Annotated in this window: 22 protein-coding genes and 1 tRNA gene; 12 read left to right on the top strand and 11 right to left on the bottom strand. The window is 64.1% G+C overall.

Features of this window, described 5'->3' with window-relative positions; all coding sequences use genetic code 11:
• Nucleotides 1-16: 16 nt before the first annotated feature.
• Entirely contained in the window at nucleotides 17-1,192 is a 1,176-nt protein-coding gene (locus HELO_RS05620) for a BaiN/RdsA family NAD(P)/FAD-dependent oxidoreductase (protein WP_013331794.1), read from the bottom strand.
• A gap of 251 nt (nucleotides 1,193-1,443) precedes the next feature.
• Here HELO_RS05620 and HELO_RS05615 point away from each other — a divergent pair, with 251 nt between their 5' ends.
• The 5 genes from HELO_RS05615 to HELO_RS05595 all read left to right on the top strand — a co-directional run bounded on the left by HELO_RS05615 (nucleotide 1,444) and on the right by HELO_RS05595 (nucleotide 8,714).
• Nucleotides 1,444-2,556 carry an efflux RND transporter periplasmic adaptor subunit gene (locus HELO_RS05615; protein WP_041601936.1) on the top strand — a complete coding sequence of 371 codons (1,113 nt, stop codon included), beginning with the start codon at nucleotides 1,444-1,446 and terminating at the stop codon, nucleotides 2,554-2,556.
• A complete protein-coding gene (locus HELO_RS05610) occupies nucleotides 2,556-5,678 on the top strand; it encodes an efflux RND transporter permease subunit (protein ID WP_013331792.1) in 3,123 nt (1,040 codons plus the stop codon). Before HELO_RS05615 ends, HELO_RS05610 begins: the two co-directional genes overlap by 1 nt.
• A gap of 157 nt (nucleotides 5,679-5,835) precedes the next feature.
• Nucleotides 5,836-6,861 carry a TRAP transporter substrate-binding protein gene (locus HELO_RS05605; RefSeq protein ID WP_013331791.1) on the top strand — a complete coding sequence of 342 codons (1,026 nt, stop codon included), beginning with the start codon at nucleotides 5,836-5,838 and terminating at the stop codon, nucleotides 6,859-6,861.
• Nucleotides 6,858-7,409, top strand: coding sequence for a TRAP transporter small permease (locus HELO_RS05600; RefSeq protein ID WP_013331790.1), 552 nt, complete (start codon nucleotides 6,858-6,860; stop codon nucleotides 7,407-7,409). The genes HELO_RS05605 and HELO_RS05600 overlap by 4 nt, the downstream gene beginning before the upstream one ends.
• Nucleotides 7,410-8,714 carry a TRAP transporter large permease gene (locus tag HELO_RS05595; protein WP_013331789.1) on the top strand — a complete coding sequence of 435 codons (1,305 nt, stop codon included), beginning with the start codon at nucleotides 7,410-7,412 and terminating at the stop codon, nucleotides 8,712-8,714.
• A gap of 9 nt (nucleotides 8,715-8,723) precedes the next feature.
• Here the strand turns inward: HELO_RS05595 and HELO_RS05590 are convergent, their stop codons facing one another.
• The 3 genes from HELO_RS05590 to zigA all read right to left on the bottom strand — a co-directional run bounded on the left by HELO_RS05590 (nucleotide 8,724) and on the right by zigA (nucleotide 11,518).
• Complete coding sequence (locus HELO_RS05590; protein WP_013331788.1) at nucleotides 8,724-9,137, bottom strand: VOC family protein; 414 nt, start codon at nucleotides 9,135-9,137, stop codon at nucleotides 8,724-8,726.
• Between the two features lie 246 nt (nucleotides 9,138-9,383).
• The gene (gene folE2, locus HELO_RS05585) at nucleotides 9,384-10,283 is read right to left on the bottom strand and encodes a GTP cyclohydrolase FolE2 (protein WP_013331787.1); all 900 of its coding nucleotides are present in this window, start codon (nucleotides 10,281-10,283) and stop codon (nucleotides 9,384-9,386) included.
• Nucleotides 10,280-11,518 carry a zinc metallochaperone GTPase ZigA gene (gene zigA / locus HELO_RS05580; protein ID WP_013331786.1) on the bottom strand — a complete coding sequence of 413 codons (1,239 nt, stop codon included), beginning with the start codon at nucleotides 11,516-11,518 and terminating at the stop codon, nucleotides 10,280-10,282. The genes folE2 and zigA overlap by 4 nt, the downstream gene beginning before the upstream one ends.
• 285 nt (nucleotides 11,519-11,803) lie before the next feature.
• Here zigA and HELO_RS05575 point away from each other — a divergent pair, with 285 nt between their 5' ends.
• On the top strand, nucleotides 11,804-12,211 hold the full coding sequence (locus HELO_RS05575; RefSeq protein WP_065240827.1) for a SpoIIAA family protein: 408 nt from the start codon (nucleotides 11,804-11,806) through the stop codon (nucleotides 12,209-12,211).
• Nucleotides 12,212-12,229: 18 nt separating this feature from the next.
• Here HELO_RS05575 and HELO_RS05570 read toward each other — a convergent pair whose 3' ends face one another.
• Nucleotides 12,230-12,913 carry a GntR family transcriptional regulator gene (locus HELO_RS05570; RefSeq protein WP_013331784.1) on the bottom strand — a complete coding sequence of 228 codons (684 nt, stop codon included), beginning with the start codon at nucleotides 12,911-12,913 and terminating at the stop codon, nucleotides 12,230-12,232.
• Between the two features lie 127 nt (nucleotides 12,914-13,040).
• Here HELO_RS05570 and HELO_RS05565 point away from each other — a divergent pair, with 127 nt between their 5' ends.
• The 3 genes from HELO_RS05565 to HELO_RS05555 are packed head-to-tail and all read left to right on the top strand — an operon-like array spanning nucleotide 13,041 to nucleotide 15,768.
• Complete coding sequence (locus HELO_RS05565) at nucleotides 13,041-14,672, top strand: gamma-glutamyltransferase family protein (RefSeq protein WP_013331783.1); 1,632 nt, start codon at nucleotides 13,041-13,043, stop codon at nucleotides 14,670-14,672.
• A gap of 2 nt (nucleotides 14,673-14,674) precedes the next feature.
• Nucleotides 14,675-15,241 carry a chromate transporter gene (locus HELO_RS05560; RefSeq protein ID WP_013331782.1) on the top strand — a complete coding sequence of 189 codons (567 nt, stop codon included), beginning with the start codon at nucleotides 14,675-14,677 and terminating at the stop codon, nucleotides 15,239-15,241.
• A complete protein-coding gene (locus HELO_RS05555) occupies nucleotides 15,238-15,768 on the top strand; it encodes a chromate transporter (RefSeq protein WP_013331781.1) in 531 nt (176 codons plus the stop codon). Before HELO_RS05560 ends, HELO_RS05555 begins: the two co-directional genes overlap by 4 nt.
• Before the next feature lie 112 nt (nucleotides 15,769-15,880).
• Here HELO_RS05555 and HELO_RS05550 read toward each other — a convergent pair whose 3' ends face one another.
• Entirely contained in the window at nucleotides 15,881-17,128 is a 1,248-nt protein-coding gene (locus HELO_RS05550; protein WP_013331780.1) for a M20/M25/M40 family metallo-hydrolase, read from the bottom strand.
• Nucleotides 17,129-17,698: 570 nt separating this feature from the next.
• Here HELO_RS05550 and HELO_RS05545 point away from each other — a divergent pair.
• The 3 genes from HELO_RS05545 to HELO_RS05535 all read left to right on the top strand — a co-directional run bounded on the left by HELO_RS05545 (nucleotide 17,699) and on the right by HELO_RS05535 (nucleotide 21,145).
• Complete coding sequence (locus tag HELO_RS05545) at nucleotides 17,699-18,127, top strand: LexA family protein (RefSeq protein ID WP_013331779.1); 429 nt, start codon at nucleotides 17,699-17,701, stop codon at nucleotides 18,125-18,127.
• On the top strand, nucleotides 18,124-19,395 hold the full coding sequence (locus tag HELO_RS05540) for a Y-family DNA polymerase (RefSeq protein WP_013331778.1): 1,272 nt from the start codon (nucleotides 18,124-18,126) through the stop codon (nucleotides 19,393-19,395). The genes HELO_RS05545 and HELO_RS05540 overlap by 4 nt, the downstream gene beginning before the upstream one ends.
• Before the next feature lie 160 nt (nucleotides 19,396-19,555).
• The gene (locus tag HELO_RS05535; protein ID WP_013331777.1) at nucleotides 19,556-21,145 is read left to right on the top strand and encodes an ABC-F family ATPase; all 1,590 of its coding nucleotides are present in this window, start codon (nucleotides 19,556-19,558) and stop codon (nucleotides 21,143-21,145) included.
• Between the two features lie 121 nt (nucleotides 21,146-21,266).
• Here HELO_RS05535 and HELO_RS05530 read toward each other — a convergent pair whose 3' ends face one another.
• The 5 genes from HELO_RS05530 to queF all read right to left on the bottom strand — a co-directional run bounded on the left by HELO_RS05530 (nucleotide 21,267) and on the right by queF (nucleotide 24,734).
• On the bottom strand, nucleotides 21,267-22,166 hold the full coding sequence (locus tag HELO_RS05530) for a cation diffusion facilitator family transporter (RefSeq protein ID WP_013331776.1): 900 nt from the start codon (nucleotides 22,164-22,166) through the stop codon (nucleotides 21,267-21,269).
• Between the two features lie 318 nt (nucleotides 22,167-22,484).
• Nucleotides 22,485-22,572, bottom strand: a tRNA-Ser gene (locus HELO_RS05525).
• 136 nt (nucleotides 22,573-22,708) lie between these two features.
• Nucleotides 22,709-23,224, bottom strand: a complete 516-nt coding sequence (locus HELO_RS05520) for a YiiD C-terminal domain-containing protein (protein ID WP_041601935.1) — start codon at nucleotides 23,222-23,224, stop codon at nucleotides 22,709-22,711.
• The gene (locus tag HELO_RS05515; protein ID WP_013331775.1) at nucleotides 23,221-23,781 is read right to left on the bottom strand and encodes a nitroreductase family protein; all 561 of its coding nucleotides are present in this window, start codon (nucleotides 23,779-23,781) and stop codon (nucleotides 23,221-23,223) included. Before HELO_RS05515 ends, HELO_RS05520 begins: the two co-directional genes overlap by 4 nt.
• A gap of 116 nt (nucleotides 23,782-23,897) precedes the next feature.
• Nucleotides 23,898-24,734: an NADPH-dependent 7-cyano-7-deazaguanine reductase QueF gene (queF, locus tag HELO_RS05510; RefSeq protein ID WP_013331774.1), complete on the bottom strand. Its 837-nt coding sequence runs from the start codon at nucleotides 24,732-24,734 to the stop codon at nucleotides 23,898-23,900.

Raw genomic sequence — 24,734 nt, 5'->3', positions numbered from 1 at the left:
GGCGGCCATCACCGCGTCATACCGCCTGCCCGCAGGCCACGCCGGAGGCCCAGGCCCACTGGAAGTTGTAGCCACCGAGTTCGCCGGTGACATCGAGCACCTCGCCGATGAAGCGCAACTGCGGCAGCCCCTGGACCTCGAAGGTCTTGGACGACAGGTCTCGGGTATCGATGCCGCCCAGGGTCACCTCGGCGGTCCGCCATCCCTCGGTACCGGCGGGCTTCAGATGCCAGTCGTTGAGGTGGCCGGCCCAGGCCGTCAAGGCGGCATTGGAGCATTCGGCCAGGGGCGCATCCCCGCCATGCCATTCCACCAGCGCCTGGGCGAGACGCCGTGGCAGGCGCTCAGCCAGCCAGGTGGAGAGTCGACGCTTGGGCGTTTCCCGGCGCGCGGCCACCAGAGCATCGAAGGCGTCGGTGTCGGGCAGCAGGTCGATGGTCAAGGCGTCGCCGGCCTGCCAGTAGCTGGAAATCTGCAGCATGGCGGGCCCCGACACGCCACGATGGGTAAACAGCATGGGCTCGCGGTATTCGCCGCCATTGCACCGCACCACCACCTCATGACTGAGGCCGGCCAGCGCGGCGGCGCGCTCCTTCCAGTGCGACGTCAGCGTGAAGGGCACCAGGGCGGCCCGCGTCTCGGTGACCTCCAGACCGAACTGGCGCGCGATGTCATAGCCGAACCCGGTGGCGCCCATGGTCGGAATCGACAGGCCGCCGGTCGCCACCACCACCGCCCCGGCGTCGATGCGTCCCAGGCTGGTCGACAGCCGCATGCCGTCACCCAGACGCTCCACGGCATGCACCGAGGTCTTGAGACGCAGTTCGACACCGGCCCATTCGCACTCGGTGAGCAGCACATCGAGCAGCTCCTTCGCCGAGCCGGCGCAGAACAGCTGTCCCGGTGCCTTTTCCACGTGCTCGACGCCGTGCCGCTCGACCAGCTCCACGAAATGTTCGGGGCGATAACGCTTGAGCGCCGAAATGCAGAAGTGCGGGTTGCGCGAGAAGAAGTTCGCCGGTGTGGTCGCCATGTTGGTGAAGTTGCAGCGCCCGCCACCGGACATCAGGATCTTCTTGCCGGCCTTGTTGGCATGATCCACCACCAGCACCCGGCGCCCCGCGTAGCCTGCCGTCAGAGCGCACATCAGGCCCGCGGCGCCCGCACCGATCACGACCACGTCGTATGTCATGCCACTCTCTCCCGCAGAATGCACGCTGTCTCCCCATCCTGACCATGGAAACGCAAAACCGCGCATTCTAGCAGAGCAGGCAGCCGATGACGGATCAGAACTTGTGCATTCTTGCCACACTCTCGTTTTCCGCTCAGGGTACGCTGTGCAACAACAGGCACTGTCGGGACAGTCGACGAACGCAAAGGACGGTCCGACGCTGCAGGGCTGGATGCCCGCTCTCATCACCCGCTGGATCACACGAGCCGCCCATGATCGCAAGCTCCCATGCCGCCGCCTGGCAGAGGCGCCTTCCACTATTGTTGCTCGGCCTGACTCTGGCCTTTCCCTCGTTCGCCCAGACGGCGCCCGCCCAACAACCGACGGCGGTGATCGCCGCCCGTGCCGAGCTCGCCCAGTGGAGCGATCCGCTGGATGCTCTGGGCACTCTCAAGGCCGATGAAAGCGTGACGCTGTCGGCCAAGGTGACCGAGACCATCGCGAGCCTCGAGTTCGAAGGCGGCGAGCGGGTCGACGCCGGTGATGTGCTGGTGCGCCTCGACGACGACGAGGCCCGGGCCAACCTCCGCGCGGCCGAAGCCCTGCGTGACGAACGCCAAGCGGCCGTGAACCGCCTCGCCCAGTTGCAGCAGCGCAACCTGGGAACCCGAGCCGACGCCGAGGACAGCCGCGCCCAGCTTCGCCAGGCACAGGCGGAGGTCGAATCGCTGCAGGCCCAGCTCGACAACTACCAGATCAAGGCGCCCTTCTCGGGCGAGGTCGGTTTCCGCAACATCAGTATCGGCACCCTGGTCTCGCCGGGCGACGAACTGGCCACGCTGGACAAGATCGATCGCATGAAGCTCGACTTCCAGGTACCGGAAGTCGCACTCGGCTCCCTGACACCGGGCATGTCGCTCACCGCCACCAGTGCCGCCTTCCCTGAAGCCGATTTTCAGGGCGAGATCGCCACCCTCGGCACCCGAGTCGACCCGGTCAGCCGCAGCGTGTCGATACGTGCCCTGATCGACAACCCGCAACGCAAGCTGCGCCCCGGCATGTTGATGGAAGTCACCATCGCCCGCCGCCAGCGCCAGGCCCTGGTGATTCCCGAGGCGGCACTGATTCCCGAGGGCAAGCGCCACTACGTGCTGGTCATCGACGCGAGCGACGACGACCGCGTGACGCGCCGCCAGGTGAAAGTCGGCGAGCGTCGCCCCGGCGAGGCGGAGATTCTCGACGGTCTCTCTCCCGGCGACCTGATCGTCAGCCACGGCGTGGAACGCGCCCATGACGGCGACCGGGTCCGTCTGCTGGGTATCGCCGATGACGACACCTCGGTACGCGAGCTGCTCGAGGCCAACCGCGACGCGGGAGATGCCTGATGCGCCTGTCCGACGTTTCCGTCCAGCGACCGGTACTGGCCACGGTACTGGCCGCGCTGATCGTGGCCTTCGGCCTGCTCGCCCTCGACCGTCTGCCGCTGCAGGAATATCCCTCCATCGACCCGCCGGTGGTCAGCATCAGGACCGACTATCCCGGTGCCTCGGCCAGCGTGGTGGAGACCCGGATCACCCAGGTGCTGGAAGACCGCATCAGCGGCGTGAGCGGCATCGAGGTGATCTCGTCGTCCAGTTCGGACGGCAACTCCAGCATCAACGTGGAATTCAGCCTGGACAAGGACATCGACGCCGCGGCCAATGACATTCGCGACCGCATCGCCGGCGCCCGGAACAATCTGCCCGACGAGGCCGATTCCCCCGAGGTGCGCAAGGCCGACTCGGGATCCGATATCGTGATCTGGCTCGCCCTGTCGGGCAGCGACTATGACATCGGTGAGCTCACCGACTACGCCGAGCGCTACCTCACCGACCGCTTCTCGGTGCAGGAAGGCGCTTCTCAGGTCATCGTCGGCGGCGGCTACGAATACGCCATGCGGGTCTGGCTCGATGCCGACGCCCTGGCCGCCCGGGGATTGACCGTAGGCGATGTCACAAACAGCCTGCGCGAGGAAAACGTCGAACTGCCCGGTGGTTCCGTGGAATCCCGCGACCGCCAGTTCATGGTGCGCTTGCCCCGCGACTTCGCCACTCCCGAGGACTTCCGGGCCCTGGCCCTGTCGCGCGACGACAACGGCTACCTGGTGCGCCTGGACGACGTGGCCCGGGTGGAAATCGGCGCCGTGGAAGAACGCTCGCTGTTCCGCGGCAATGGCGTACCAATGGTCGGCCTGGGCATCAGGAAACAGTCCACCGCCAACGTTCTGGCCCTTTCCAGGTCGGTCAAGGAGGAACTGGCCCGTGTCGCGCCGACACTGCCCGACGGCATGGAACTCAAGCTGCACCATGACGCTTCCACCTTCGTCTCCAACGCCATTTTCGAGGTCGTCCAGACCCTGTTCATCGCCATGGGGCTGGTCGTGGTGGCCATCTTCATCTTCCTCGGCAACCTGCGCACCACCCTGATCCCGGCGGTCACCGTGCCCATCGCCCTGATCGGTACCTTCGCCGCCCTGGCGGCTCTGGGCTTCACCATCAATCTGCTGACCCTGCTCGCCCTGGTGCTGGCCATCGGCCTGATCGTCGACGACGCCATCGTGGTGCTGGAGAACATTCACCGTCGCATGCAGGAATACGGCGAAACGGCCCTGGTGGCCGCCTACCGGGGCAGCCGTCAGATCGCCTTCGCGGTGATCGCCACCACCCTGGTCCTGATCGCGGTGTTCGTGCCGCTGAGTTTCATGCAGGGCGACATCGGTCGGCTGTTCTCGGAATTCGCCCTGACCCTGGCCGCTGCCGTCTCCATCTCCACCCTGCTGGCGCTGACCCTGACGCCGATGATGGCGTCCAAGATCCTCAAGCGCGACATGCACGAAGGACGCATCGCCCACGGCGTGCACCGTGCCCTGGACGCCAGCCGCGCCGCCTATCGGCGCATGCTCGAGCGCGTGCTGCGCTGGCGTTGGCCGGTCATGGCGCTGTTTTTCGCCTTGATCGGCGCCATGGTCTGGCTCAACGCCCAACTGCCCCGGGAATACACCCCCCAGGAGGATCGCGGCACCTTCTTCGTGCTGATCAACGGCCCTCCCGGCGCTACCTACGATTACATGCTCGACTACATGGACGAGATCGAGGCACGCCTGCTGCCGCTGCGCGAGCGTGGCGAGATCGAGCGGATCCTGGTGCGTGCGCCTCGCGGCTGGGGCGCCATCGAGAACTTCAATGGCGGCTTCGTGATCGTCAACCTCAGCGACTGGGGCAGTCGGCGCGCCGCCTGGCCGATCATGAACGAGATCCGCGCACGCCTCGCCGACCTGCCCGGGGTCCAGGCCTTCCCGGTGATGCCCCAGGGCTTCGGCGGCGGCGGCAGCATGGACCAGTCGATGCAGTTCGTGCTCGGCGGCGGCACCTATGATCAACTCGCCGAGTGGCGCGATACCCTGATCGAGCACATCCGCCAGGACAATCCCCGGCTGCTCAACCTGGATAGCGACTACGAGGAGAACCAGCCGCAGCTCAGGGTCGACATCGACTACACCCGGGCGGCCGATCTCGGCGTCACCGTCAGCGAAATCGGCAGCACTCTGGAAACCCTGCTCGGCGGACGCACCGTGACGCGCTACGTCGACGACGGTCAGGAGTACGACGTCATCCTCGAGGCCGAGCGCGGCTCCCGGCCCAGCCCCCGCTCGCTGGACAGCATCATGGTGCGCTCGTCGCGCTCGGGAGAACTGGTGCCACTCTCCAGCATGGTCACCCTCACCGACTTCGCCGGCCCCAGCACCCTGAATCGCTACAACCGGCTGCGTGCGGTGACCATCCAGGCCAACCTCGCCGACGGCTATTCCATGGGCGAGGCGCTCGACTATCTGGAAACCACGGCCGACGACATCCTGCCTGCCGAAGTGCAGACCGACGTCAAGGGCGATGCCCGGGACTACAAGGAAGCCAGCAGTGCCACCACCTTCCTGCTCGTCCTCGGGGTCGTGGTGGTCTTCCTGGTCCTGGCCGGCCAGTTCGAGAGTTTCGTTCATCCGCTGGTGATCATGTTCACGGTCCCCCTGGCGATGATCGGCGCCCTGCTCGGCCTGGGGCTCAGCGGCCAGTCGCTGAACACCTACAGCCAGGTGGGACTGGTGATGCTGGTGGGCCTGGCGGCCAAGAACGGCATCCTGATCGTCGAGTTCGCCAACCAGCTCCGCGACGCCGGCCACGCCTTCCATGAAGCGCTGGTCGAGGCCGCCGTGACCCGGCTGCGCCCGATCGTGATGACCGCCGTGACCACCATGGCCGGCGCAATCCCCCTGATCATCTCCAGCGGCGCCGGTGCCGAGACGCGCCTGGTGCTCGGCACGGTGATCCTCTGCGGGTTGGCCAGCGCGACGCTGTTCACGCTGTTCGTGGTCCCCGTGGCCTACGATCTCCTGGCACGACGCACCGGCTCCCCCGGCGCCGTGGCCCGGCAACTGGATCGCGAGATGGCCGAGCATCCTTCCGAACAACGTTGAAGTAACGACGAAGGCATGCCCAACAGTGAGGCGCGCCGTCCGACTAGGCTTGTCGTGATGAAGACATCACCTGTCGTATCGGCGCCTTCCTTGCCGGGCCCAAATCCCGGAAGCTGAAACGACAAGCATTTGATAACAATCTACAAGGACTGCCTCCATGATCGATTCCCTGCAGAGCGCCCTGTCCCGTCGCGCTGCCCTTTGCGCCCTCATCGCCGGCATGAGCGTCGGCGGTCTGACGCTGAACGCCCAGGCCGCCACCCGGATGGATTTTTCCAACGAATACAATGCCAGCTCGATCCACGCCGAGGGTGACGCCTGGTTCATCAAGCGCGTCGAGGAACTGACCGACGGCGAGGTCGACATCACCCTGCACACAGGAGCCTCGCTCGGGTTCCGATCCGGCGATCATTTCTACGCGGTCGCCGACAACGCCGTGCAGATCGCCGACAGCCTGTCCGGCACCCTCGGCGGCATCGACCCCATCTTCCTGCTGTCGTCGTTGCCCTTCCTCGCCGATGACGTCGAATCGGCCAGGCGCCTTTACGAGATCGCGCGTCCGGAATACAAGAAGGTCTTCAACGACAATGACCAGGTGCTGCTCTACGCCTCTCCCTGGCCGGCCAGCGGCATCTGGTCGAAAGAGCCCGTCACCGACATGCAGGCCTTGCAGGATCTCAAGATCCGCACCTACGACCGCAACGGCACCGAGATCCTGCGCAATGCCGGGGCCGCCCCGGTCAAGCTCTCCTGGGCCGACGTCGTGCCCCAACTGGCCACCGGCGGCATCGAAGCCGTGCTGACCTCGGCGGAATCCGGCGCCAACAGCAGTTTCTGGGAACACCTGAGCGACTTCAGCGCGATCCAGTACGCCATCCCGCTCAACATGGTGCACATGAATCGCGACGCCTTCGAATCGCTCGACGAGTCTCAGCAAGAAGCCATCAGACAGGCCGCCAAGGAGACCGACGAGCACAACTGGGAGGTCGTCAAGCAGCGCGTCGCCCAGAATTACGAAACGCTCGAGTCGCACGACGTCACCATTCACGACCCGATTAGCGATACGTTCCGCGCCGAACTGGAAAAAGCCGCCACCCCGGTCGTCGACAACTGGCTCGACAACATCGGCGAGCGTGGCCAGAAGATTCTCGACGAGTTCAACCAGACCCAGGCGTCTGAATGATGTCCACGACGCCCGCACATCCCCGGGGCCCGCTCGAAACACTCACCAGCCGACTCGGCCAGCTCGCCTCAGGGCTGGCCAGGCTCGGTGCCTGGCTCGGCATGCTGTTGATCGTCTACATGCTCGGCCACATCCTGCTCGAGATCGCCCTGCGACTGTTCGGCCACTCGACCTTCGTTCTCGACGAGTTCATCGGCTACAGCGTCGCCGCCATGACCTTTCTCAGTCTGCCCTACGCCCTCGAACAGGGCGGGCTGATCCGCGTCTCGCTGGTGCTCGAGCGATTTCCGAAACGCTGGCGCTGGCCGTTCGAGCTTTTCGCCAGCGTCTCCACCCTGCTCGTCTTCGGTTGGCTGGCACATTTCTGGACCATCGCCGTCCAGCGCAGCCATGCCCGCGGCATCGTCAGCGAGACCCTGGCGGAAACGCCTCTCTGGATCCCCCAGGGTGCCGTGCTGCTCGGGCTGTATCTGCTGTGCCTGATCCTCGTCGTCCGGACGCTCAGGATTCTGGTCGAACGCGCCACCTTCGACAGCGGAGAGTCATGAATGGATACGCTACTGATAGGACTTGGCGTGCTTGCCCTGCTGCTGGGCGTGCTGGCGCTGGGTAGCTGGATCTTCGCCGGCCTGGTGATCGTCGCGATGCTATCGCTCTGGGGGCTGGGCGACTTCGGCTTCGAGCGCATCGGACTGATCCTGTCGAAGATCCTCTTTCGTGCCGCCAACAGTTGGGAGCTCTCGGCGATTCCGCTGTTCATCCTGATGGGAGAGTTGATCTTCCGTTCGGATATCGCCGAGCGCTTGTTCAGAGGGTTGACGCCGCTCACCCGGTACTTGCCCGGCGGCATTCTGCACACCAACGTACTGGGCTGCACGCTGTTCGCCGCCGTCAGCGGCTCCAGTGCTGCCACCACGGCGACCATCGGCAAGATCACCACCCGCGAACTCGCCAACCGGGGCTATGACCGCCGCCTGTCGATCGGCTCGCTGGCCGGCGCCGGCAGCCTGGGGCTGCTGATCCCACCGTCGATCGTCATGATCGTCTATGGCGTTCAGGCCGAAGTCTCGATCAGCAAGCTGTTCATGGCCGGCGTGCTGCCGGGATTGGTCGTGGCAATGCTCTACATCGGCTATGTCATGCTGCGCTGCCTGGCGCGCCCCTCCCTCGCGCCCCGGCAAGTGGCCGACTCGACCACGCCCTGGCAGGCCCTGTGCCTGCTGGCCCCGGTACTCGGCCTGGTCGTGGTGGTGCTCGGCGCGATCTACACGGGTATCGCCACCCCATCGGAGGCCGCCGCCATCGGCTGCGGCGCCACCCTGATCCTGCTCGCCGCGGAGCGCCAGCTGAGCATCGGCCTGTTCCTCTCCGCATTGCGCGGCGCCCTGGTCACCGCCGTCATGGTCTGCAGCCTGCTGGTGGCCGCCGCCATGCTGTCGACGGCCATGGGCTACCTGCACCTGCCCAGCGAGCTGGCAAGCTGGATTGCCCGGCAGGGTTTCTCGCCGATCGCCCTGCTGCTGGCCATGGCGCTCTTCTACATCCTGCTCGGACTCTTCCTGGACGGCATCTCGATCACCGTGATGAGCCTGCCCATCACCCTGCCCATCATCATCCAGGCCGGTTACGACCCGCTGTGGTTCGGCATCTTCCTGGTGATCATGGTCGAGCTCGGGCAGATCACCCCACCGGTGGGTTTCAATCTCTTCGTGCTCCAGGGATTGACCGGCGAGAGTATCAGCCGCGTGGCCCTGGCGGCGGCGCCGTTCTTTGCGCTGATGTGCCTGGCGGCGCTGATCATCAGTGTCTGGCCCGAGATCGCCCTGTGGCTGCCCCGGGTACTGTCGGGATAAGGGGTAGGCTCATGGGTCTTCGGGGCCGATCCACACCAAGGGATTATGGGCGACTTCCCAGAGGTGGCCGTCGGGGTCGGCGAAGTAACCGGAATAACCGCCCCAGAAGACCTTTTGCCCCGGCTTGACCAGACTGCCCCCGGCCTCGACCGCTTGCGCCAGCACTGCGTCCACCTCGGCCTCGCTCGTCACGTTGTGGGCCAGCGCCACGCCACCGAATGCCGGCTTGTCTCCCGCAGTCATGCCGGCATCCTCGGCCAGGGCCTCGCGTCCATAGAGCCCCAGCCAGGTGCCGTTCAGGGTGAAGAAAGCCACTTCCGGCGGCGACTCGAGCCGCGGCCAGCCGAGTCCCTGCTCATAGAAACGTACCGCCCGCTCGATGTCCTCGACACCGAGCGTGATCATGCTGATTCTGGGCTGCATATCGGTTCAGGGAAACACTGCACAAATGCCTGCGCGGGCAAATCACTGCGTTGCGCGGTGCTCGGCATCCTCACCTATACCCCATAGGCTCCGGTTCCTGTGCTCCGTGCGCTTCGCTCGTCGATTTGTTCAGCGTCCCCTCAGCTCCTGTTGTGTAGAACATCAACATAGACAGTTTGCTGAGTTCCGTCACTGTCGGAGAAGCACTGATTCATGTCGTGAGCGCAACAATAAATCATTGCTTCGTTAGTCTCGCCACCACCAATCAGCTTGCGTCTCAGCCACCGCATCGTGCGCATGCAGGCTCTCGGCGTGCACGACCCGCACATGGAAACCAGCAATCCCCGATGCCTCGCTCAGCGCCTGGTGCAACCGACGGGCGGCGTCCTCGCAGAACATGGTGTTCTGGCCATTGGCCAGGGCAAAAGCCTGCTCGTCGACACGCTTGACCGCCGTCTGCAACGCTGTCCCCAGCGCTGCCTCGACACTGTCGATCAAGTCCAGCCAGGGCGGCGCATCGACTCCATCGGCCAGCCGCACCGTGATCCGCGCCTCGCTGCGCTGACTGTGGGGCGTGGCCAGAATGCCATGTGATTCGCCCAGCCAGTCGCGTATCGCGGCATGGTCGAGGGACTCGTCGCCGAAGTCCCGGTCGAACTGCTGCTGAATCAGTTGGCGCGCCAACGCCGCCGAACATGGGCAAGTCGAGGAATAACCGACCTTCAGCTCAAGCTGCGTCTCGACGCTGTTGCCTTCGCGCCAGCTTCGCAGCGCGACGGGATAGCCCTTCCAACCTGCCAGCGGGCTGACCAGCGCCGGCCGCCGCAATGTCAGCTCGCCCGTCAGGAAAAGTCGCGCTCGACGGGAAAGCCCGGTGTGACTGGCCAGGAAGTTCTCCAGTAGCCCGGCGATTCGCGACACCTCGAGCTCGCGTTCCGCCAGTTCCTCCAGCAGCAGATAGAGCCGGGACATATGAATGCCCCTGGCAGCGGGATCATCGAGACTGACCGATGCCGCCACCCGTGCGTCGACGGGGTGCTCGGCCACGCGCACCGGCAGGGAGATACCGTCCATGCCCACCCAGTTCAACGCACCATGCGTCGCCGTACGACCTGCTGCGACATCCTCGAGCGCCTCAGACATCATGATGCCTCCCGCTCATCGACGATGTTCCAGCTCGGAAACGGATCGGGCAGAGCAAGCCAGGCATCCAGCCCTGCCTGCAACTGATCGTCGTCGAGCAGGCAATCGTCCAGGGCACGCCGGATTTCGGCCTCGTCCATGTTCTGGCCGATGAAGACCAGTTCCTGGCGCATGTCGCCGAACGGCTCTTGCCATTTCTCGAGGATGCGTTGACGAAAGGCCGGCTCATCGGGCCAGTGCTCCTCCGGAATGGCCTTCCAGAACATGCCCGCCAGGCCGTAATGCGCAATGCCGCCGGCCTGGCTCCACTGGCCGGCATGACGCGGCCGACTGGCCAGCCAGAAGAAGCCCTTGGAACGCAGCAAGCGGTCGCCGAAACCTCGCTCGTGCAACTGATCGAAGAACCGCTGGGGGTGGAAAGGTCGTCTCGCCCGGTAGACGAAGCTCGATACACCGTATTCTTCCGTCTCCGGCTGGTGCTCGCCACGCATTTCCTTGAGCCAGCCAGGTGCCTGACTGGCGCGCTCGAAACTGAACAGGCCGGTATCGAGCACCTTGTCCAGCGGCACCTCGCCATGGCGCATGGCGATCAGTTCGGCCTGCGGGTTGAGGGCTCGCAGCACGCCCTTGAGTTCCACCAGTTGCTCGGCCTCGAGCAGGTCGACCTTGCTGATCAGCAGGACATCGCAGAACTCCACCTGGTCGACCAGCAGATCGGCCAGGTTGCGCTCGTCGTCCTCGCCGAGGCTCTGCCCGGCCTCCTCGAGCGAGTCGGCCCGGCGATACTGCTCGAGAAAATTCACGCCATCGACCACCGTGACCAGTGTATCCAGCCTTGCCACATCCGAAAGGCTGCGTCCCTGTTCGTCCTCGAAGGTGAAGGTCTCGGCCACCGGCAACGGCTCGGATATGCCGGTGGATTCGATCACCAGTTGATCGAAGCGCCCCTCCCGGGCCAGGCGCCCGACTTCTTCCAGCAGGTCCTCGCGCAAGGTGCAGCAGATGCAACCATTGCTCATCTCGACCAGGCGCTCCTCGGCACGGTTCAGCGCAACATCGCCACGCCCGTCGCCGCGCACCAGGTCGGCATCGATATTCACCTCGCTCATGTCATTGACGATCACGGCGATACGCCGCCCTTCACGATTGGCCAGGATGCGGTTGAGCAAAGTGGTCTTGCCGGCTCCCAGGAATCCCGACAGCACGGTAACCGGCAGCGGGTCTTGAACATGGGTCATCGTCGTCCCTCCTTCATTCGACATGGCAACGCGGCAAATAATATACGTTATAACATAACAAAAACACCACCCTCCCCGGCAATGCCCGTGTCGATACGGATGACCTCACTCAAGCGGAATGCATGGCGAAACGCCGCAGCCGGAACCCGATGTCGACGTGCCTGTCAACCGATCAGTGCCATACTGTGGGGAAACACCGAATACATGGCGATTGTCGCACCGGCCTGTTCACCGGGCGTTTCCCGGTCACCGGCGCGTTCAAGCCTCTCCAAGGAGGATCGAACCATGCTGGAACTATTGCCCTCGGGCGCCGATCACGTGGTGGCAATGCGCGTCGGCGGGCGAGTCGATGCCAATGATCTGCAGCGGGCCATCGACGCCATCGAGTCGGCCAAGAAGGCCCACCCGCGCATCAGCCTCTATGCCGAAATCGACGATATCCGCTGGATGACCTTCACGGCCTTTCTCCGCGATCTCGGCTATGGCCTGACACAGATCGGCGACATGGATCGCTACTACCGGGCCGCCACGGTCAGCGACAAGCACTGGATCCGCCACCTGGTGCGGATCGAGAACCATGTATTCCGCTCCATGGAGATGCGCACCTTCCGCGTGCGCGACAAGCGGGCCGCCCTGGATTGGGTCTGCCAGCCGCCGCCCGATCACGACGGGCGTGAAGGGGCGATGGCCTAGGCCCTGCCCGGCAGCACCTCAGGACGCCGAGCAGGCGCCCCGCGCCACGCCATGCGACAGGCCGATGTGCTCATCGAGCAGCGCCCGGGCCTGCTGGATGCGTCGTTCCATCGCCAGTTGCACCAGTTCGCCATGCTGCCGATCGAGCACCTCGCGAACCTCGGGATTGGGCGGCGCCAGGCGGCGGTAGCGATCGAACTGATCGTGCAATTGCTCGATGAAGCGCAGTAGCCATGGCGAGCCACAGGGCGCCAGCAAGGTCCGGTGAAAGCGCAGGTGCGCCTGCTCCCACTCCTCCACCTCCTGCGGTCGCTCATCGGCACGCCGCAACCGGTGGTGCGCTGCCAGCAGCAGCGACTCCCATTCGGCATCGCCGTTCTGGAAAGCCTGGGTCAAGGCCATGCATTCGAGCTGGCTACGCAGGTCGGCGATGTCATCCAGCTCATCGAGTCTCAGGGGCGGCACTCGAAAGCCACGCTGATTGACCTGTTCCAGCAGCCCGTAGGCGGCCAGGCGATTGAGCGCCTCGCGCAAGGGGCTGAGTCCCACCTGATAGCGTGTTTTCAGGCTGCCGATGGCGAGCTTCTCGCCTGCCGCGAAACGCCCGCGAATCAGATCCTGCTTGAGGGCGTCGAAGACCCGGCTGGCGGCGGTAGCGCCCGTTGGGGGCGAAGCGGCCCCACTGACGTTCGGTGTACTCATGATATCGCTCTGGCTGATCGCCTCCGCAGGGTACGTCTTCGGTTGACCCTAGCCAACTCCCACGCCATAGTGATTTCCGAAAAATCGATTTTTTTATTATAAACGATTTAAGCCAATGGGAGATGGCATGCCGACATCCTTTTCCGCCACGACACCCTATGCCTCGCAGCGCAGCCTCACTTACGCACGTCACGGCATGGTGGCAGCATCCCAGCCGCAGGCCAGCCAGGTCGGTCGCGATATCCTGGCCCAGGGCGGTAACGCCGTGGATGCCGCCATCGCCACGGCGGCGGCACTGACCGTCGTCGAGCCCACCGGCTGCGGCATCGGCGGCGACGCCTTCGCCCTGGTGTGGATCGCCAGCGATGATGTCGGCAACGGTCACCTCCATGGCCTCAACGCCAGCGGCACCGCGCCGGCCGCGCTGACACCGGAGGCAGTGGCAGCCGCCGGACACACCGAGATGCCCCTGCATGGCTGGACGCCGGTCACCGTGCCCGGCACACCCTCCGCCTGGGCCGAGCTGTCGCGACGCTTCGGCAAGCTCGACTTTGCCAGCCTGCTGGCACCCGCCATCCGTCTGGCCCGCGAAGGTTTTCCGGTCTCTCCGGTGATCGCCAGCCTGTGGCAACGCGACGAGGCGACCTTCCGTCGTCACCTGGAGGGCGAGGCGACCCAGGCCTGGTTCGAGATCTTCACCCCGGCCGGTCGGGCGCCCCGAGCCGGTGAATGGCACCGCTGCGCCGATCAGGCCGCCACGCTCGAACGCATCGCCGAGACCGCCGCCGAGAGCTTCTACCGCGGTGAGCTCGCCGAGCGCATTGACGAATTCTCGCGCCGCACCGGGGGATACCTGCGCGCCGAGGATCTGGCCAATTACCGGCCGGAATGGGTCTCGCCCATCTCGGCACGCTACCGCGACGTCGATGTCTGGGAGATTCCCCCCAACGGGCAGGGCCTGGTGGCCCTGATGGCACTGCGCATTCTCGAGGGATTCGAGCCCGGCCACCGCGACGATCCCGAGGTACTGCACCGTCAGCTCGAGGCCATGAAGCTGGCCTTTGCCGATGGCCAGGCCTATATCACCCAACCCGAGCACATGAGCCAGTCCGTCGACGCCCTGTTGAGCGATGCCTACACCGAGTCGCGACGCCGGTTGATCGGTGACCGTGCCCTGACGCCCGAGCCCGGCACACCGCCCGCCGGCGGCACGGTCTATCTGGCCACTGCCGATGCCGACGGCAACATGGTGTCTTATATCCAGAGCAACTATCACGGCTTCGGCTCGGGCGTGGTGGTGCCCGGCACCGGCATCGCCCTGCAGAATCGCGGCCACGACTTCAGCCTCGACCCGAATCACGACAATTTCCTGGCCCCCGGCAAGAAGACCTATCACACCATCATCCCCGGCTTTCTGACCCGGGGCGGCAAGGCACTCGGTCCGTTCGGTGTGATGGGCGGCTACATGCAACCTCAGGGGCATGTGCAGGTGGTGATGAACCTGGTCGACTTCGGCCTCAACGCCCAGGCCGCGCTCGATGCACCCCGCTGGCAATGGCTTGGCGACCGGCGCATCGGCATAGAACGCGGTTATCCGGCACATCTGGTCCGGGCGATGGCCGAGCGCGGCCACGACATGCGAATCGCCCACGACGAGCGCAGTTTCGGTCGCGGCCAGGTGATCCTGCGCGATCCCGACAGCGGCATCTACAGCGGGGGTACCGAGCCGCGTACCGACGCCAGCATCGCGGTGCTGTAACCATGTGGAAACGACAGACTCGACTCTTCATGGCCTTCCTGCGCGTCGGCCTGTTCGGCTTCGGCGGCGGCCCTTCGATGATTCCGCTGGTCCGTCGCGAAGCGGTCCAGCGCCACGCCTGGCTGGACGATAACGACTTCGCCGACGTGCTGGCCATCGGCAATACCCTGCCCGGCCCCATTGTCACCAAGATGGCCGGCTACATCGGCTATCGCGTGGGCGGCCCGCTGGGCTCCATCAACGCGGTGGTCGCCGTCACCGTGCCCTTGATCCTGGCAATGATCGCCATGCTGGGCCTGTACGCCCGCCACGGCGACCAGCGCTGGGTCCAGGGCATGGGTCAGGGCGTGATTCCCGTGGTGATGGTCATGATGGCCCAGCTGACACTCGACTTCTTCGCCAAGTCCCGGGCCGGCCTGGGGTGGCTGGCCACTACAATACTCGGGATCGCCGCCGGCGGCCTGATCTATGGCCTGGGCCTGCATCCGGGCCTGGTGATCGGCGCCCTCCTGATCGCTGCCCTGTTGCGCCCCATGCGCCGCCCCTCGGCCAAGGAGTCCACCCGATGATCTACTGGCAACTGTTCCTGGCTTTCTTCATGCCCAACATCGTCGGCTACGGCGGCGGCCCCGCCATCATCCCGCTGATCGAGAACGAGGTGGTCGGCAAGTACGGCTGGATGAGCTCGCAAGGCTTCGCCGAGACCCTGGCACTGGGCAATGCCCTGCCCAGCCCCATCGCCACCAAGATGGCCGGCTACATCGGCTTCGACGTGGCCGGCGTGCCCGGCGCGATGATCGCCGTGCTGGCCACTGTCGCCCCCTCGCTGCTGCTGATGCTGGCTGCCCTCGGCACCCTCTACCGCTACCGGAACTCGCCCCGGGTCAAGGCCATGAGCCAGTGGGTCCGTCCGGTGGTGATGGTGCTGATGGCCTACCTGACCTGGGCCTTCCTGGACGAGGGACTCGACACCCTCGGCTGGCTGCATACCGCCATCATCGGGGGAATCTCCGCCCTCCTGCTCATGATGACCCGGGTACATCCCGCCCTGGTCGTGTGTTTCGGCATCGGCTACGGCGCCCTGCTGCTGGGGTGAGATGGGGTCAAGCCCCAATTGCCCAACAGCACGGGGCTAATAATTGACCAAGAATGCTCGCCTCACCGCAGGAAAGAGCCGCTCACCCGAGAGCGGGGATAGACTTCCCCGCTCAGCTGTCGGATTCGCCACCGGATAACTCCATGATCATCCGCGTGGTCAGGTAGAGACGGGGCACCACACTGTCGACCAGAACGAATTCCTCATCGCTGTGATAACGCCCCCCAGCCAGGCCCAAGGACTCCAGCACGGCCGGTGTGGGGGAGTCGGCGTGATAGGCATAGGCCGCATCAGTGCCACCGCCGATCTCGACAGCCTGTAATTCCCGATCGAGTTCCTGATAGATCTGTTGGGCCTGTTCCGCAAGCGCCTGAGTCTGAGGATTGGATGGCAGCGGTGGACGGCCCTTTTCGAGGCGGAACTCTACTTCAGTATCATCGATCAGTTGGTTCTCGGTGATATCGCGCGCCTCATTCAGAACACGCTCGTATTCACTGCTATCGAAGTAGCGCATATCACCTTCCGCCTGAGCATGCTCGGGAATGATATTACGTTTGCTGCCACCTTCGACGATCGTCCAGTTCAGGGTCGTCTCCTTGTCCGGGTCGCCGAGATCCTTCAATTGAAGCAACTGGTGGGAGAGTTCCATGACAGCGTTACGCCCCTCTTCCGGTGCACCTCCGGCATGGGAGGACCGGCCGCTTACCTCGAGGAAAGCATAGTTGATGCCTTTGGTGACGACGGTCACGGCATCGGAGCCTCCCTCACTAAAGGTCGGTTCAAACACCAGCACCGCATCCTGATCGGCAGACAGTCGCTGGATCAGGTCACGAGAGCCGGGGGAACCTTTCTCTTCATCAGGATTGAAAACCACGGTCACCTGGCCATAGTCATCGAATCCCAGTGTCTTCAGCGCCTCCAGACTATGCAGGATCACGGCTACGCCACCCTTGGCATCGCCCACCCCCGGGCCATAGGCACGCTTCTCCTCGATGCGAAAAGGACGCTCTTCGGCAGTTCCCTTACCAAAGACGGTATCGTAGTGGATCATCAACATGATGTTGCTGTTGCCATTCCCCTGCAGGCGACCGACCAGAGTGTTACCACCGAAGGCCTCGGCAGGGTGAGTCTCCACCTTGGCACCGAGGGCTTCGAGACGTTCGGTGAGCAACGCTTCCACCTTGTCCAGGCCGGCGACAAAGCCTGTTCCAGAGTCAATGTTGACGAGAGTTTCCAGGGTTTTCAGTAACGGCTGTTGCTGCTGCTCGACAGCGTCGCGCACATCCTGGTGTGGAGCGGCATGCGCAGCAGTGGTGAGCATGCCGTATGCCAATCCCATGGCTAGCATCGAGAGCTTCATTAGTGTCTCCTGTTTTGTTGTATCAGCAATATCGAAGTTAAGCAGAGGTTGAAAGAAACGCAACCAGGGCCACAACCAGCACGAGGCACATGATCAATGTATCCAGTTGCAAGGACTGTTTCGTTCTGCAAGTAAACTCTGGGCGGACTGGACTGCGTAATGGGAAGAACCGATGGGAGCGCTCTCCCCATGACTCTGGAGATAACCAGGTTGGTGGAGTGATGGTCCTCCACCAAGCATTAAGTTCGTATACCCAGATCAGAACGCAAAAAACGGCATCCCGACCGGGACAGTCGGGATGCCGTGAACATGACGCAGCAGATTGACAGCGAGCCGAGAAGGAGGGCAGCGCGCATGGCTGAATCGGCGTCACGCTTTGAGCATGACGCTTCCCCCTCCCTTTCTCTACGCGCGATTTCATGCATGACCTGTAAGACATCCCCGATAGTCAATGACGGCATTCGGAGCCCCGCCATCAGCCTTTCCCTACGGGTCGGCGAGCCCAAGCGGGCTTGCCTTGCCGTCTTTTCCACCCGATACTGTATATAAATACATATCAGGTGCCACACCATGCCTGACACCACCCCACGTACACCACCGCTGCAACCCGGCGCGTTTCCGTCGACCACCGCACGAGCGGGCCTTACCGGCTTCCCCTCTCCGGCGGAGAACTATGCCGAACGCACGCTGGACCTCAACGAGCGACTGGTGAAACACCCTGCCGCGACCTTCTTCATGCGCGTGGAGGGGCACAGCATGCAGGCCCACTCCATCCATCACGACGATATCCTGGTCGTGGACCGCTCGGTGACGGCCTGTTTCGGGCACATCGTCATCGCCCTGGTTGACGGAGAAGTCGTCGTGAAGCGTCTCGAGCAACGCCACGGCCGCACCTTCCTCTGTTCCGGGCACCCCGACCATGCCCCCATTCCGGTCAATGAACGCAGTCTTCAGATATGGGGCGTGGTGCGTTCGGTCATCCATGAGTTCCCGATATGATCGGACTGGTCGACTGCAACAACTTCTACGTGAGCTGCGAGCGCGTCTTCAAGCCGAGCCTGGAGGGTCGCCCCGTGGGAGTGCTGTCCAACAACGACGGCTGTGTCATCGCCCGCTCCAGCGAGCTCAAGGCCATGGGCGTGGAGATGGGCACGCCGGCCTTCCGGCTGCAATCCTGCCTGCAGCGCGGCGAGATCCATCTGCAGTCTTCCAACTACGAGCTCTACGGCGACATGTCCGCCCGCGTCAGAATGGTGCTCGAGGAAGGCGTCGACGAGGTGGAACCCTACTCCATCGACGAGATGTTCGTGCGCCTGGAAGGCTTCGACGATGCCGCCCTGTCCCGCCTGGCACGCTCGTTGTACGACAACGTGCGACGCGACACCGGCTTGCCCGTGTGTGTCGGCGTAGCGCCCACCCACACCCTTGCCAAGCTGGCCAATCATGTCGCCAAGTCATCTACCGCGTATCGGGGTGTCTGTATCCTCTCCGCCGACGGCGACGAGACACGCCGCGTGTTGCAGCACACCCCGCTCGGCAACATCTGGGGACTCGGACGCCGCATGGCCGAACGCCTGGCGCTACTGGGGCTGCGCACCGCCTGGGACCTGAGAGTCGCCGACGCTAAGGCCCTGCGCCGCCACCATTCCGTGGTACTGGAACGCACCATCCTCGAGTTGCGCGGTATCAGTTGCATCACCATGCAGGACGACGACATCCGCCGGCGCATCATGGTTTCGCGCTCCTTCGGCCGCGCCACCGGCGAATGGCGGGACCTGCGCGAGGCCATCAGCCAGCATGCCCAGCACGCCGCCGAGAAACTGCGCCACCAACGTAGCCTGGCTCGCGCGGTGTACGTCTTCCTCCGGACCAACCGACACCGCCGCGACCTGCCCCAGCACACGCCAGAACTCATCGTCGAGCTGCCTCGTCCCACCAACGACAGCCGGCCGATCATCGCCGCCGCCCGCCAGGCGCTGACCCGCCTGCATCGTCCCGGCTATCGCTACATGAAGGCCGGCGTGATGCTGCTCGACCTGCTGGACATCGAGCACCACCAGCTCTCGTTACTGGATGCATCCGACGACACCGAACGCCAACGCGGCGAACGCCTCATGGCCACACTGGACACCCTGAACCGTCGCATGGGGCGTCACACCATCGGCTTCGGCCTCCCCGATCCCGAGGCTCCCTGGCGACTGCGCTGCGGCAACCTGTCATCGCGCTACACCACGCGCTGGGATGAATTGCTCAAGGCCAAGGCATGAATCTGCCACAGAGACGATACCGCTCTCTACGATGGCCCTGACCAGTCGACGGGACATGTAGATAGCCCCGCGGTCCGGCGCGTACAATGCGCCCTCCACTTTGGTCGGACCCGCTCGGCCCAAGTCTTTCATTCATGCTCCTCCCGCGAGATTCTCCGCCGTGCTCTCTACCGCCAACATCACCATGCAGTTTGGCCCCAAGCCGCTGTTCGAAAACGTTTCCGTCAAATTCGGCCAGGGCCATCGCTACGGCCTGATCGGGGCCAATGGCTGCGGCAAGTCGACCCTGATCAAGATTCTCGGGGGAGACCTGGAGCCTACCAGCGGCCAGGTGATGAAAGACGCCACCACGCGACTGGGCAAGTTGCGCCAGGATCAGTTTGCCTTCGAGAACGAACGTGTCATCGATACGGTGATCATGGGCAACGAAGAACTCTGGAGCGTCGCCGCGGAACGTGAACGCATCTACGCGCAGGCCGAAATGAGCGAAGAAGATGGCATGGCGGTCGCCGACCTCGAAGTGCGCTTTGCCGAACTCGATGGCTATACCGCCGAGGCCCGTGCCGGAGAATTGTTGCTGGGCCTGGGCATTCCCCTCGAGCAGCACGACCAGCCGATGAGCGTTGTCGCGCCGGGCTGGAAACTCCGTGTGCTGCTGGCCCAGGCGCTGTTCAGCGACCCCGACGTACTGCTGCTCGATGAGCCGACCAACCACCTCGATATCAATACGATCCGCTGGCTCGAGGACATCCTCAAGGCACGCTCATCGACCATGATCATCATCTCTCACGACCGCCACTTCCTGAATAGTGTCTGTACCCACATGGCGGACCTGGACTACGGCGAGCTGCAGCTGTTTCCCGGTAATTACGATGAGTACATGACCGCCGCCACCCAGGCACGCGAGCGCCTGCATGCCGAGAATGCCAAGAAAAAGGCGGAAATCGCCGAGCTGCAGCAATTCGTCAGCCGCTTTTCGGCCAACGCCTCCAAGGCCAAGCAGGCGACATCGCGCCAGCGCAAGATCGACAAGATTCAGCTCGAGGAGATCAAGCCCTCCTCGCGCGTCAGCCCCTACATTCGCTTCGAGCAGAACAAGAAGATTCACCGTCACGCCCTGAACGTGGAAGAACTCTCCAAGGCGTGGGGCGACAATGTTCTGTTCGAACGTTTCGGCCTGCGCATCGAAGCGGGGGAACGCGTGGCCATCATTGGGCCCAACGGAGTCGGCAAGACCACCTTGCTCAATTGCTTGATGGGCACGATGCCGCCTGACGCCGGTGAAGTGAAATGGACCGATGCCGCCGAAGTCGGTTATTTCGCGCAGGATCACGCGGCGGATTTCGAAGGCGGCGAGACACTGTTCGAATGGATGCAGCAGTGGACGACCGGCGGCGAGCAGACCGTACGCGGCGCCCTGGGGCGGATGCTGTTCTCCCATGACGACATCGGCAAGTCCGTGAAGGTGATTTCGGGCGGCGAGCAAGGGCGCATGCTGTTCGGCAAGCTCATCCTGCAAAAGCCCAATGTACTGGTCATGGATGAGCCGACGAACCACCTGGACATGGAATCCATCGAATCGCTCAACCTGGCGCTGGAACACTATGCCGGCACACTGATATTTGTCAGCCACGACCGAGAGTTCGTCGGCTCGCTGGCCACCCGTATCATCGAGATGAAAGACGACGGCATCGTCGATTTCAGCGGCAGTTATGACGACTACCTGCGCAGCCAGGGCGTTCTCGGCTAAGTCTCCACTCGCTCCTTCGCGATGGGCAGCACCCGCCGCCCATCGCTGAATCTTATTGCCATACTTTCAATGGCAATGGGCGCCGGGAAGCCCATCCCTCCCCTAGCTCTGAAAGGAGCTCTCAGCGGCCCGATTCATCGACACAGCCCCGCCACGATTCGACCTGGATCGTCGCGTGTTCGACGGCAAAGGAGTCGCTCAACATCGTCTTGATGTCGACCAGCACACGCTCCTGGTCCGCTCCTTCCTCCAGAATCGCATGCAGCGACATCAGATGACGTCCGGGTGTCAGTGACCAGGCATGCACATGGTGAACGTCGCGGACCGCCGGCAACTGCTCGGCGAGCTCACGCTTGACCCGATCCACATCCAGCCCTTCCGGCGTACCCTCCAGCAGGATATGGCCCGACTCGCGCGTCAGCTTCCAGGCACTGCGCAGAATGAGCGCCGCCACCAGCAGCGACAACAAGGGGTCGATCGGCGTCCAACCGGTCAGCAGGATCACCACGGCAGCAACGATCGCCGCCACCGAGCCCAGCAAGTCGCCCAGCACGTGCAAGGCTGCACCGCGAATATTGAGGTTCTCGCGATCTCCCATATGCAGAATGGCGAAGACCACCAGATTGACGACCAGCCCGAGCCCAGCGATCACCAGCATGGTACTACCGGCCACGGAAACCGGCGCGAACAGCCGACGGACCGCCTCGATGGCAATCCAGACGACGATGGCGATCAGCGTCAAGCCATTGACGAAGGCCGCCAGCACCTGAACGCGGTGATAACCATAACTGCGACGCGTATCGGCCGGACGTCGACTGATCCAGGCAGCGAACAGGGCCAACGCCAGCGCCGCAGCATCGGTGAGCATGTGCCCCGCATCGGCGAGCAGCGCCAGCGACCCCGACAGCACACCGCCGACCAGCTCGGCCACCATGAAACTACCCGTGAGCAGAATGGCCCAGCCCAGGCGCCGCTGGCTGTCGTGGCTCCCGTGGGCGCCATGATCATGATGATGTGACATAGGCTTCCCTCCCCTCGGACATCTCGGCTCGCTCCACCGCTCCCGCATTGTCGTTGACGTCATCGCCGAACAAACCGCAGTACCACCATTCTCGCGTGACGCGGCAACAGTTGCATCCTCATGGGATACGAGCCCTCCTGCGAGATGCCATTGCTCATATGGGAATATCAAGGCAGAGGCTTGAGGTCGAGCCGTGGCTCTGGGGACAGAGGCGCAACACCCGGAAGGATCTGATCGAATCCAACCCTGGACGTGGTGTGAATCGGGTAGACAGGCATAAAAAAAGCCGCTGAAATCAGCGGCTTTTTTGCTATTCTGTGGCGGAGGGGGAGGGATTCGAACCCTCGAAGCCTTTCGACTTACACACTTTCCAGGCGTGCTCCTTCGACCACTCGGACACCCCTCCGCATTGTCATTCTCGAATCCGGCCTGTGGCGCGACGCCCGAGAACTGCGCCCTCTTTCTCTCAAGGACGGCGCGTATACTAGCGACTTAAGTCCGCGAATGCAAGCCGGTTTTCGGATTTTCGGGCTATCCCGACGTCAGGCGTGGCGCTCGGGCAGCACGGCGTAGTCGCCCTGCGCCTCGAGGCAGAGGGTGTCGCCGCACCACAGTCGCTGAACGAGAGCGATGCGCCCCTTGCCCCGCCGCTCCATGCTCTCGGCGAGCCGTGCACCACCCTCTTCGGCCTGCGGTGTGCAGGTCAGCCGGTAGTCGCCGGTCACCGGGGCGAGAAAACGCTGTTGCGACTCGGCCACTACCACGTCACGGTCGTAACCGTGACGGCGCAGCCAGAGCGTGGCCCAGCACCAGCCCAGCAAAGTGGTCTGGGCCGCCAGGGCACCACCGAAGCCGGTGCCCTTGTCATTCAGGCTGGGCGTCAGCGCCAGCTCCCAGGTCAGGGCGTCGCCATCACGCGCCATGTTCTGGATACCCAGCCGGCCCGCCAGCGGTATCGCCTGGAAGAGCCAGTCGAGGAAGACCGCCGGAGCGTCCTCCCCTCCCCGCTCGGGCAGCGGCAGGCGCGGATGGGCGACGCCGATGCTGCGTTTGATCACGACCAGCGCTCCACGAAGTCGGCGGGGTCGTGTTCGGGCAGGCGACGATGTCGGCCACCCGGTTGGCCCAGGTAGATGAAGCCGACCAATTCGTCCTGCTCGTCGAGGCCGAGGCCCTTGCGAACGGTGGGGTCGAAGGCATATCGACCGGTACGCCACATGGCACCGAGCCCCTGGGCGTGAGCGGCCAGCAGCAAGCCGTGGGCGGCACAGCCGGCCGAGAGCACCTGCTCCACACGCGGCACCTTGGGCTCGTCCGGCGTGACGCGAGCAATCACGGCGATGATCATCGGCGCGCGCAGCGGTTTCTTGCGTGCGGCGTTCAAGGCCGCGTCATCGATATGCGGGTCTTCGCGGAACTCGGCCTCGGCGAACAGCTCACCGAGCCGTTCGAGCCCGGCGCCGGAGAACTCCACGAAGCGCCAGGGCCGCAGCTCCTTGTGATCCGGGGCGCGCAAGGCAGCCCGGTACAAGGCATCGAGCTGCTCGGCCGAGGGTGCCGGCCCCGTCAGCTTGCCCATGGAGCCACGTTCATGCAGTAGCGTCATTGCGTCCATCGTGCCTTCCTTACTTATTCGAAAACGAGGCCGGTAACGAGAAGAGTTCTCGACACTTTATCAGTTCGTCTCGGGCCTTGTACGCCGCTCGACATTAACCGAAAAGTGCCCATGGATCACTGACGGGCCAGACGCAACGGTTCTGGCGGCCGCTCGCCCGGTGTGGCGCGCCAGGGGCTGATATCGAGCCCACCGCGCCGTACATAGCGCGCCAGGACCAGCAACCGCTCGGGCCGGGCGCGCGCCATCAGGTCAGTGAAGATGTGCTCGACGCAGTGCTCGTGGAAGTCCTGATGCTGACGATAGCCGACCAGGTAGCGCAGCAGCCCCTCGCGATCCAGCTTCGGGCCTCGGTAGCGAATCATCACGCTGCCCCAGTCAGGCTGGCCGGTCACCGGGCAATTCGACTTGAGCAGGTGCGAATGCAGGGTCTCCTCGACGATCTCCTCCCCCACCGTCAGGTGTGCGGCGCTGGGCGTGTAATCGGCAATCTCGATATCCAGATCGTCGATGCACTCTCCGGGCAAAGATCGAGGAGTCAGGGCCGGGTCATCCACGCCGAACACCTCGACCCCGACCGCAGCGCCGGCCGCTTCGGCAAGATCGCGCTCCAGGAGCTGGGTCACTTCGTCGGTCGAGGCGAAACGGCTCTGGTTGAAGCTGTTGAGATAGAGCTTCCAGGATTTGGACTCGATCAGCCGCGGCGAACTCGCCGGCAGCCGGAAGCGCGCCACGGCGACGATCGGCTTGCCCCTGGCATTGAGCCAGGAAAGCTCGAAAGCATGCCATTCATCCTCGCCATCGAACGGCAAGGCACCCTCTTCGATACCCAGCGGCGCACGATTGGCGGCGCGCTCGATGGGATAGAGCAAGCCAGCATCGTAGTGCTCGGGATAAGCGGACTCACGCCCCAGCGGAGCCCCGGTGAGCGTCTCGGGTCGGTGGTGTGCCAT

This window comes from Halomonas elongata DSM 2581, from assembly GCF_000196875.2.
Classification (GTDB): domain Bacteria; phylum Pseudomonadota; class Gammaproteobacteria; order Pseudomonadales; family Halomonadaceae; genus Halomonas; species Halomonas elongata.
The sequence above is the reverse complement of the archived record's forward strand: the minus strand, read 5'-3'. Positions and strand labels throughout refer to the sequence as shown.

What these genes read in the sequence shown, in the direction of transcription:
- HELO_RS05560 (WP_013331782.1), top strand. Translation starts at nt 14,675, where the DNA reads ATGTGGAAACGACAGACTCGACTCTTCATGGCCTTCCTGCGCGTCGGC.
- folE2 (WP_013331787.1), bottom strand. Translation starts at nt 10,283, where the DNA reads ATGATGTCTGAGGCGCTCGAGGATGTCGCAGCAGGTCGTACGGCGACG.
- HELO_RS05515 (WP_013331775.1), bottom strand. Translation starts at nt 23,781, where the DNA reads ATGGACGCAATGACGCTACTGCATGAACGTGGCTCCATGGGCAAGCTG.
- HELO_RS05610 (WP_013331792.1), top strand. Translation starts at nt 2,556, where the DNA reads ATGCGCCTGTCCGACGTTTCCGTCCAGCGACCGGTACTGGCCACGGTA.
- HELO_RS05595 (WP_013331789.1), top strand. Translation starts at nt 7,410, where the DNA reads ATGGATACGCTACTGATAGGACTTGGCGTGCTTGCCCTGCTGCTGGGC.
- HELO_RS05570 (WP_013331784.1), bottom strand. Translation starts at nt 12,913, where the DNA reads ATGAGTACACCGAACGTCAGTGGGGCCGCTTCGCCCCCAACGGGCGCT.
- HELO_RS05545 (WP_013331779.1), top strand. Translation starts at nt 17,699, where the DNA reads ATGCCTGACACCACCCCACGTACACCACCGCTGCAACCCGGCGCGTTT.
- HELO_RS05590 (WP_013331788.1), bottom strand. Translation starts at nt 9,137, where the DNA reads ATGCAGCCCAGAATCAGCATGATCACGCTCGGTGTCGAGGACATCGAG.
- HELO_RS05600 (WP_013331790.1), top strand. Translation starts at nt 6,858, where the DNA reads ATGATGTCCACGACGCCCGCACATCCCCGGGGCCCGCTCGAAACACTC.
- HELO_RS05620 (WP_013331794.1), bottom strand. Translation starts at nt 1,192, where the DNA reads ATGACATACGACGTGGTCGTGATCGGTGCGGGCGCCGCGGGCCTGATG.
- HELO_RS05575 (WP_065240827.1), top strand. Translation starts at nt 11,804, where the DNA reads ATGCTGGAACTATTGCCCTCGGGCGCCGATCACGTGGTGGCAATGCGC.
- HELO_RS05565 (WP_013331783.1), top strand. Translation starts at nt 13,041, where the DNA reads ATGCCGACATCCTTTTCCGCCACGACACCCTATGCCTCGCAGCGCAGC.
- HELO_RS05555 (WP_013331781.1), top strand. Translation starts at nt 15,238, where the DNA reads ATGATCTACTGGCAACTGTTCCTGGCTTTCTTCATGCCCAACATCGTC.
- HELO_RS05530 (WP_013331776.1), bottom strand. Translation starts at nt 22,166, where the DNA reads ATGTCACATCATCATGATCATGGCGCCCACGGGAGCCACGACAGCCAG.
- HELO_RS05605 (WP_013331791.1), top strand. Translation starts at nt 5,836, where the DNA reads ATGATCGATTCCCTGCAGAGCGCCCTGTCCCGTCGCGCTGCCCTTTGC.
- zigA (WP_013331786.1), bottom strand. Translation starts at nt 11,518, where the DNA reads ATGACCCATGTTCAAGACCCGCTGCCGGTTACCGTGCTGTCGGGATTC.
- queF (WP_013331774.1), bottom strand. Translation starts at nt 24,734, where the DNA reads ATGGCACACCACCGACCCGAGACGCTCACCGGGGCTCCGCTGGGGCGT.
- HELO_RS05550 (WP_013331780.1), bottom strand. Translation starts at nt 17,128, where the DNA reads ATGAAGCTCTCGATGCTAGCCATGGGATTGGCATACGGCATGCTCACC.
- HELO_RS05615 (WP_041601936.1), top strand. Translation starts at nt 1,444, where the DNA reads ATGATCGCAAGCTCCCATGCCGCCGCCTGGCAGAGGCGCCTTCCACTA.
- HELO_RS05540 (WP_013331778.1), top strand. Translation starts at nt 18,124, where the DNA reads ATGATCGGACTGGTCGACTGCAACAACTTCTACGTGAGCTGCGAGCGC.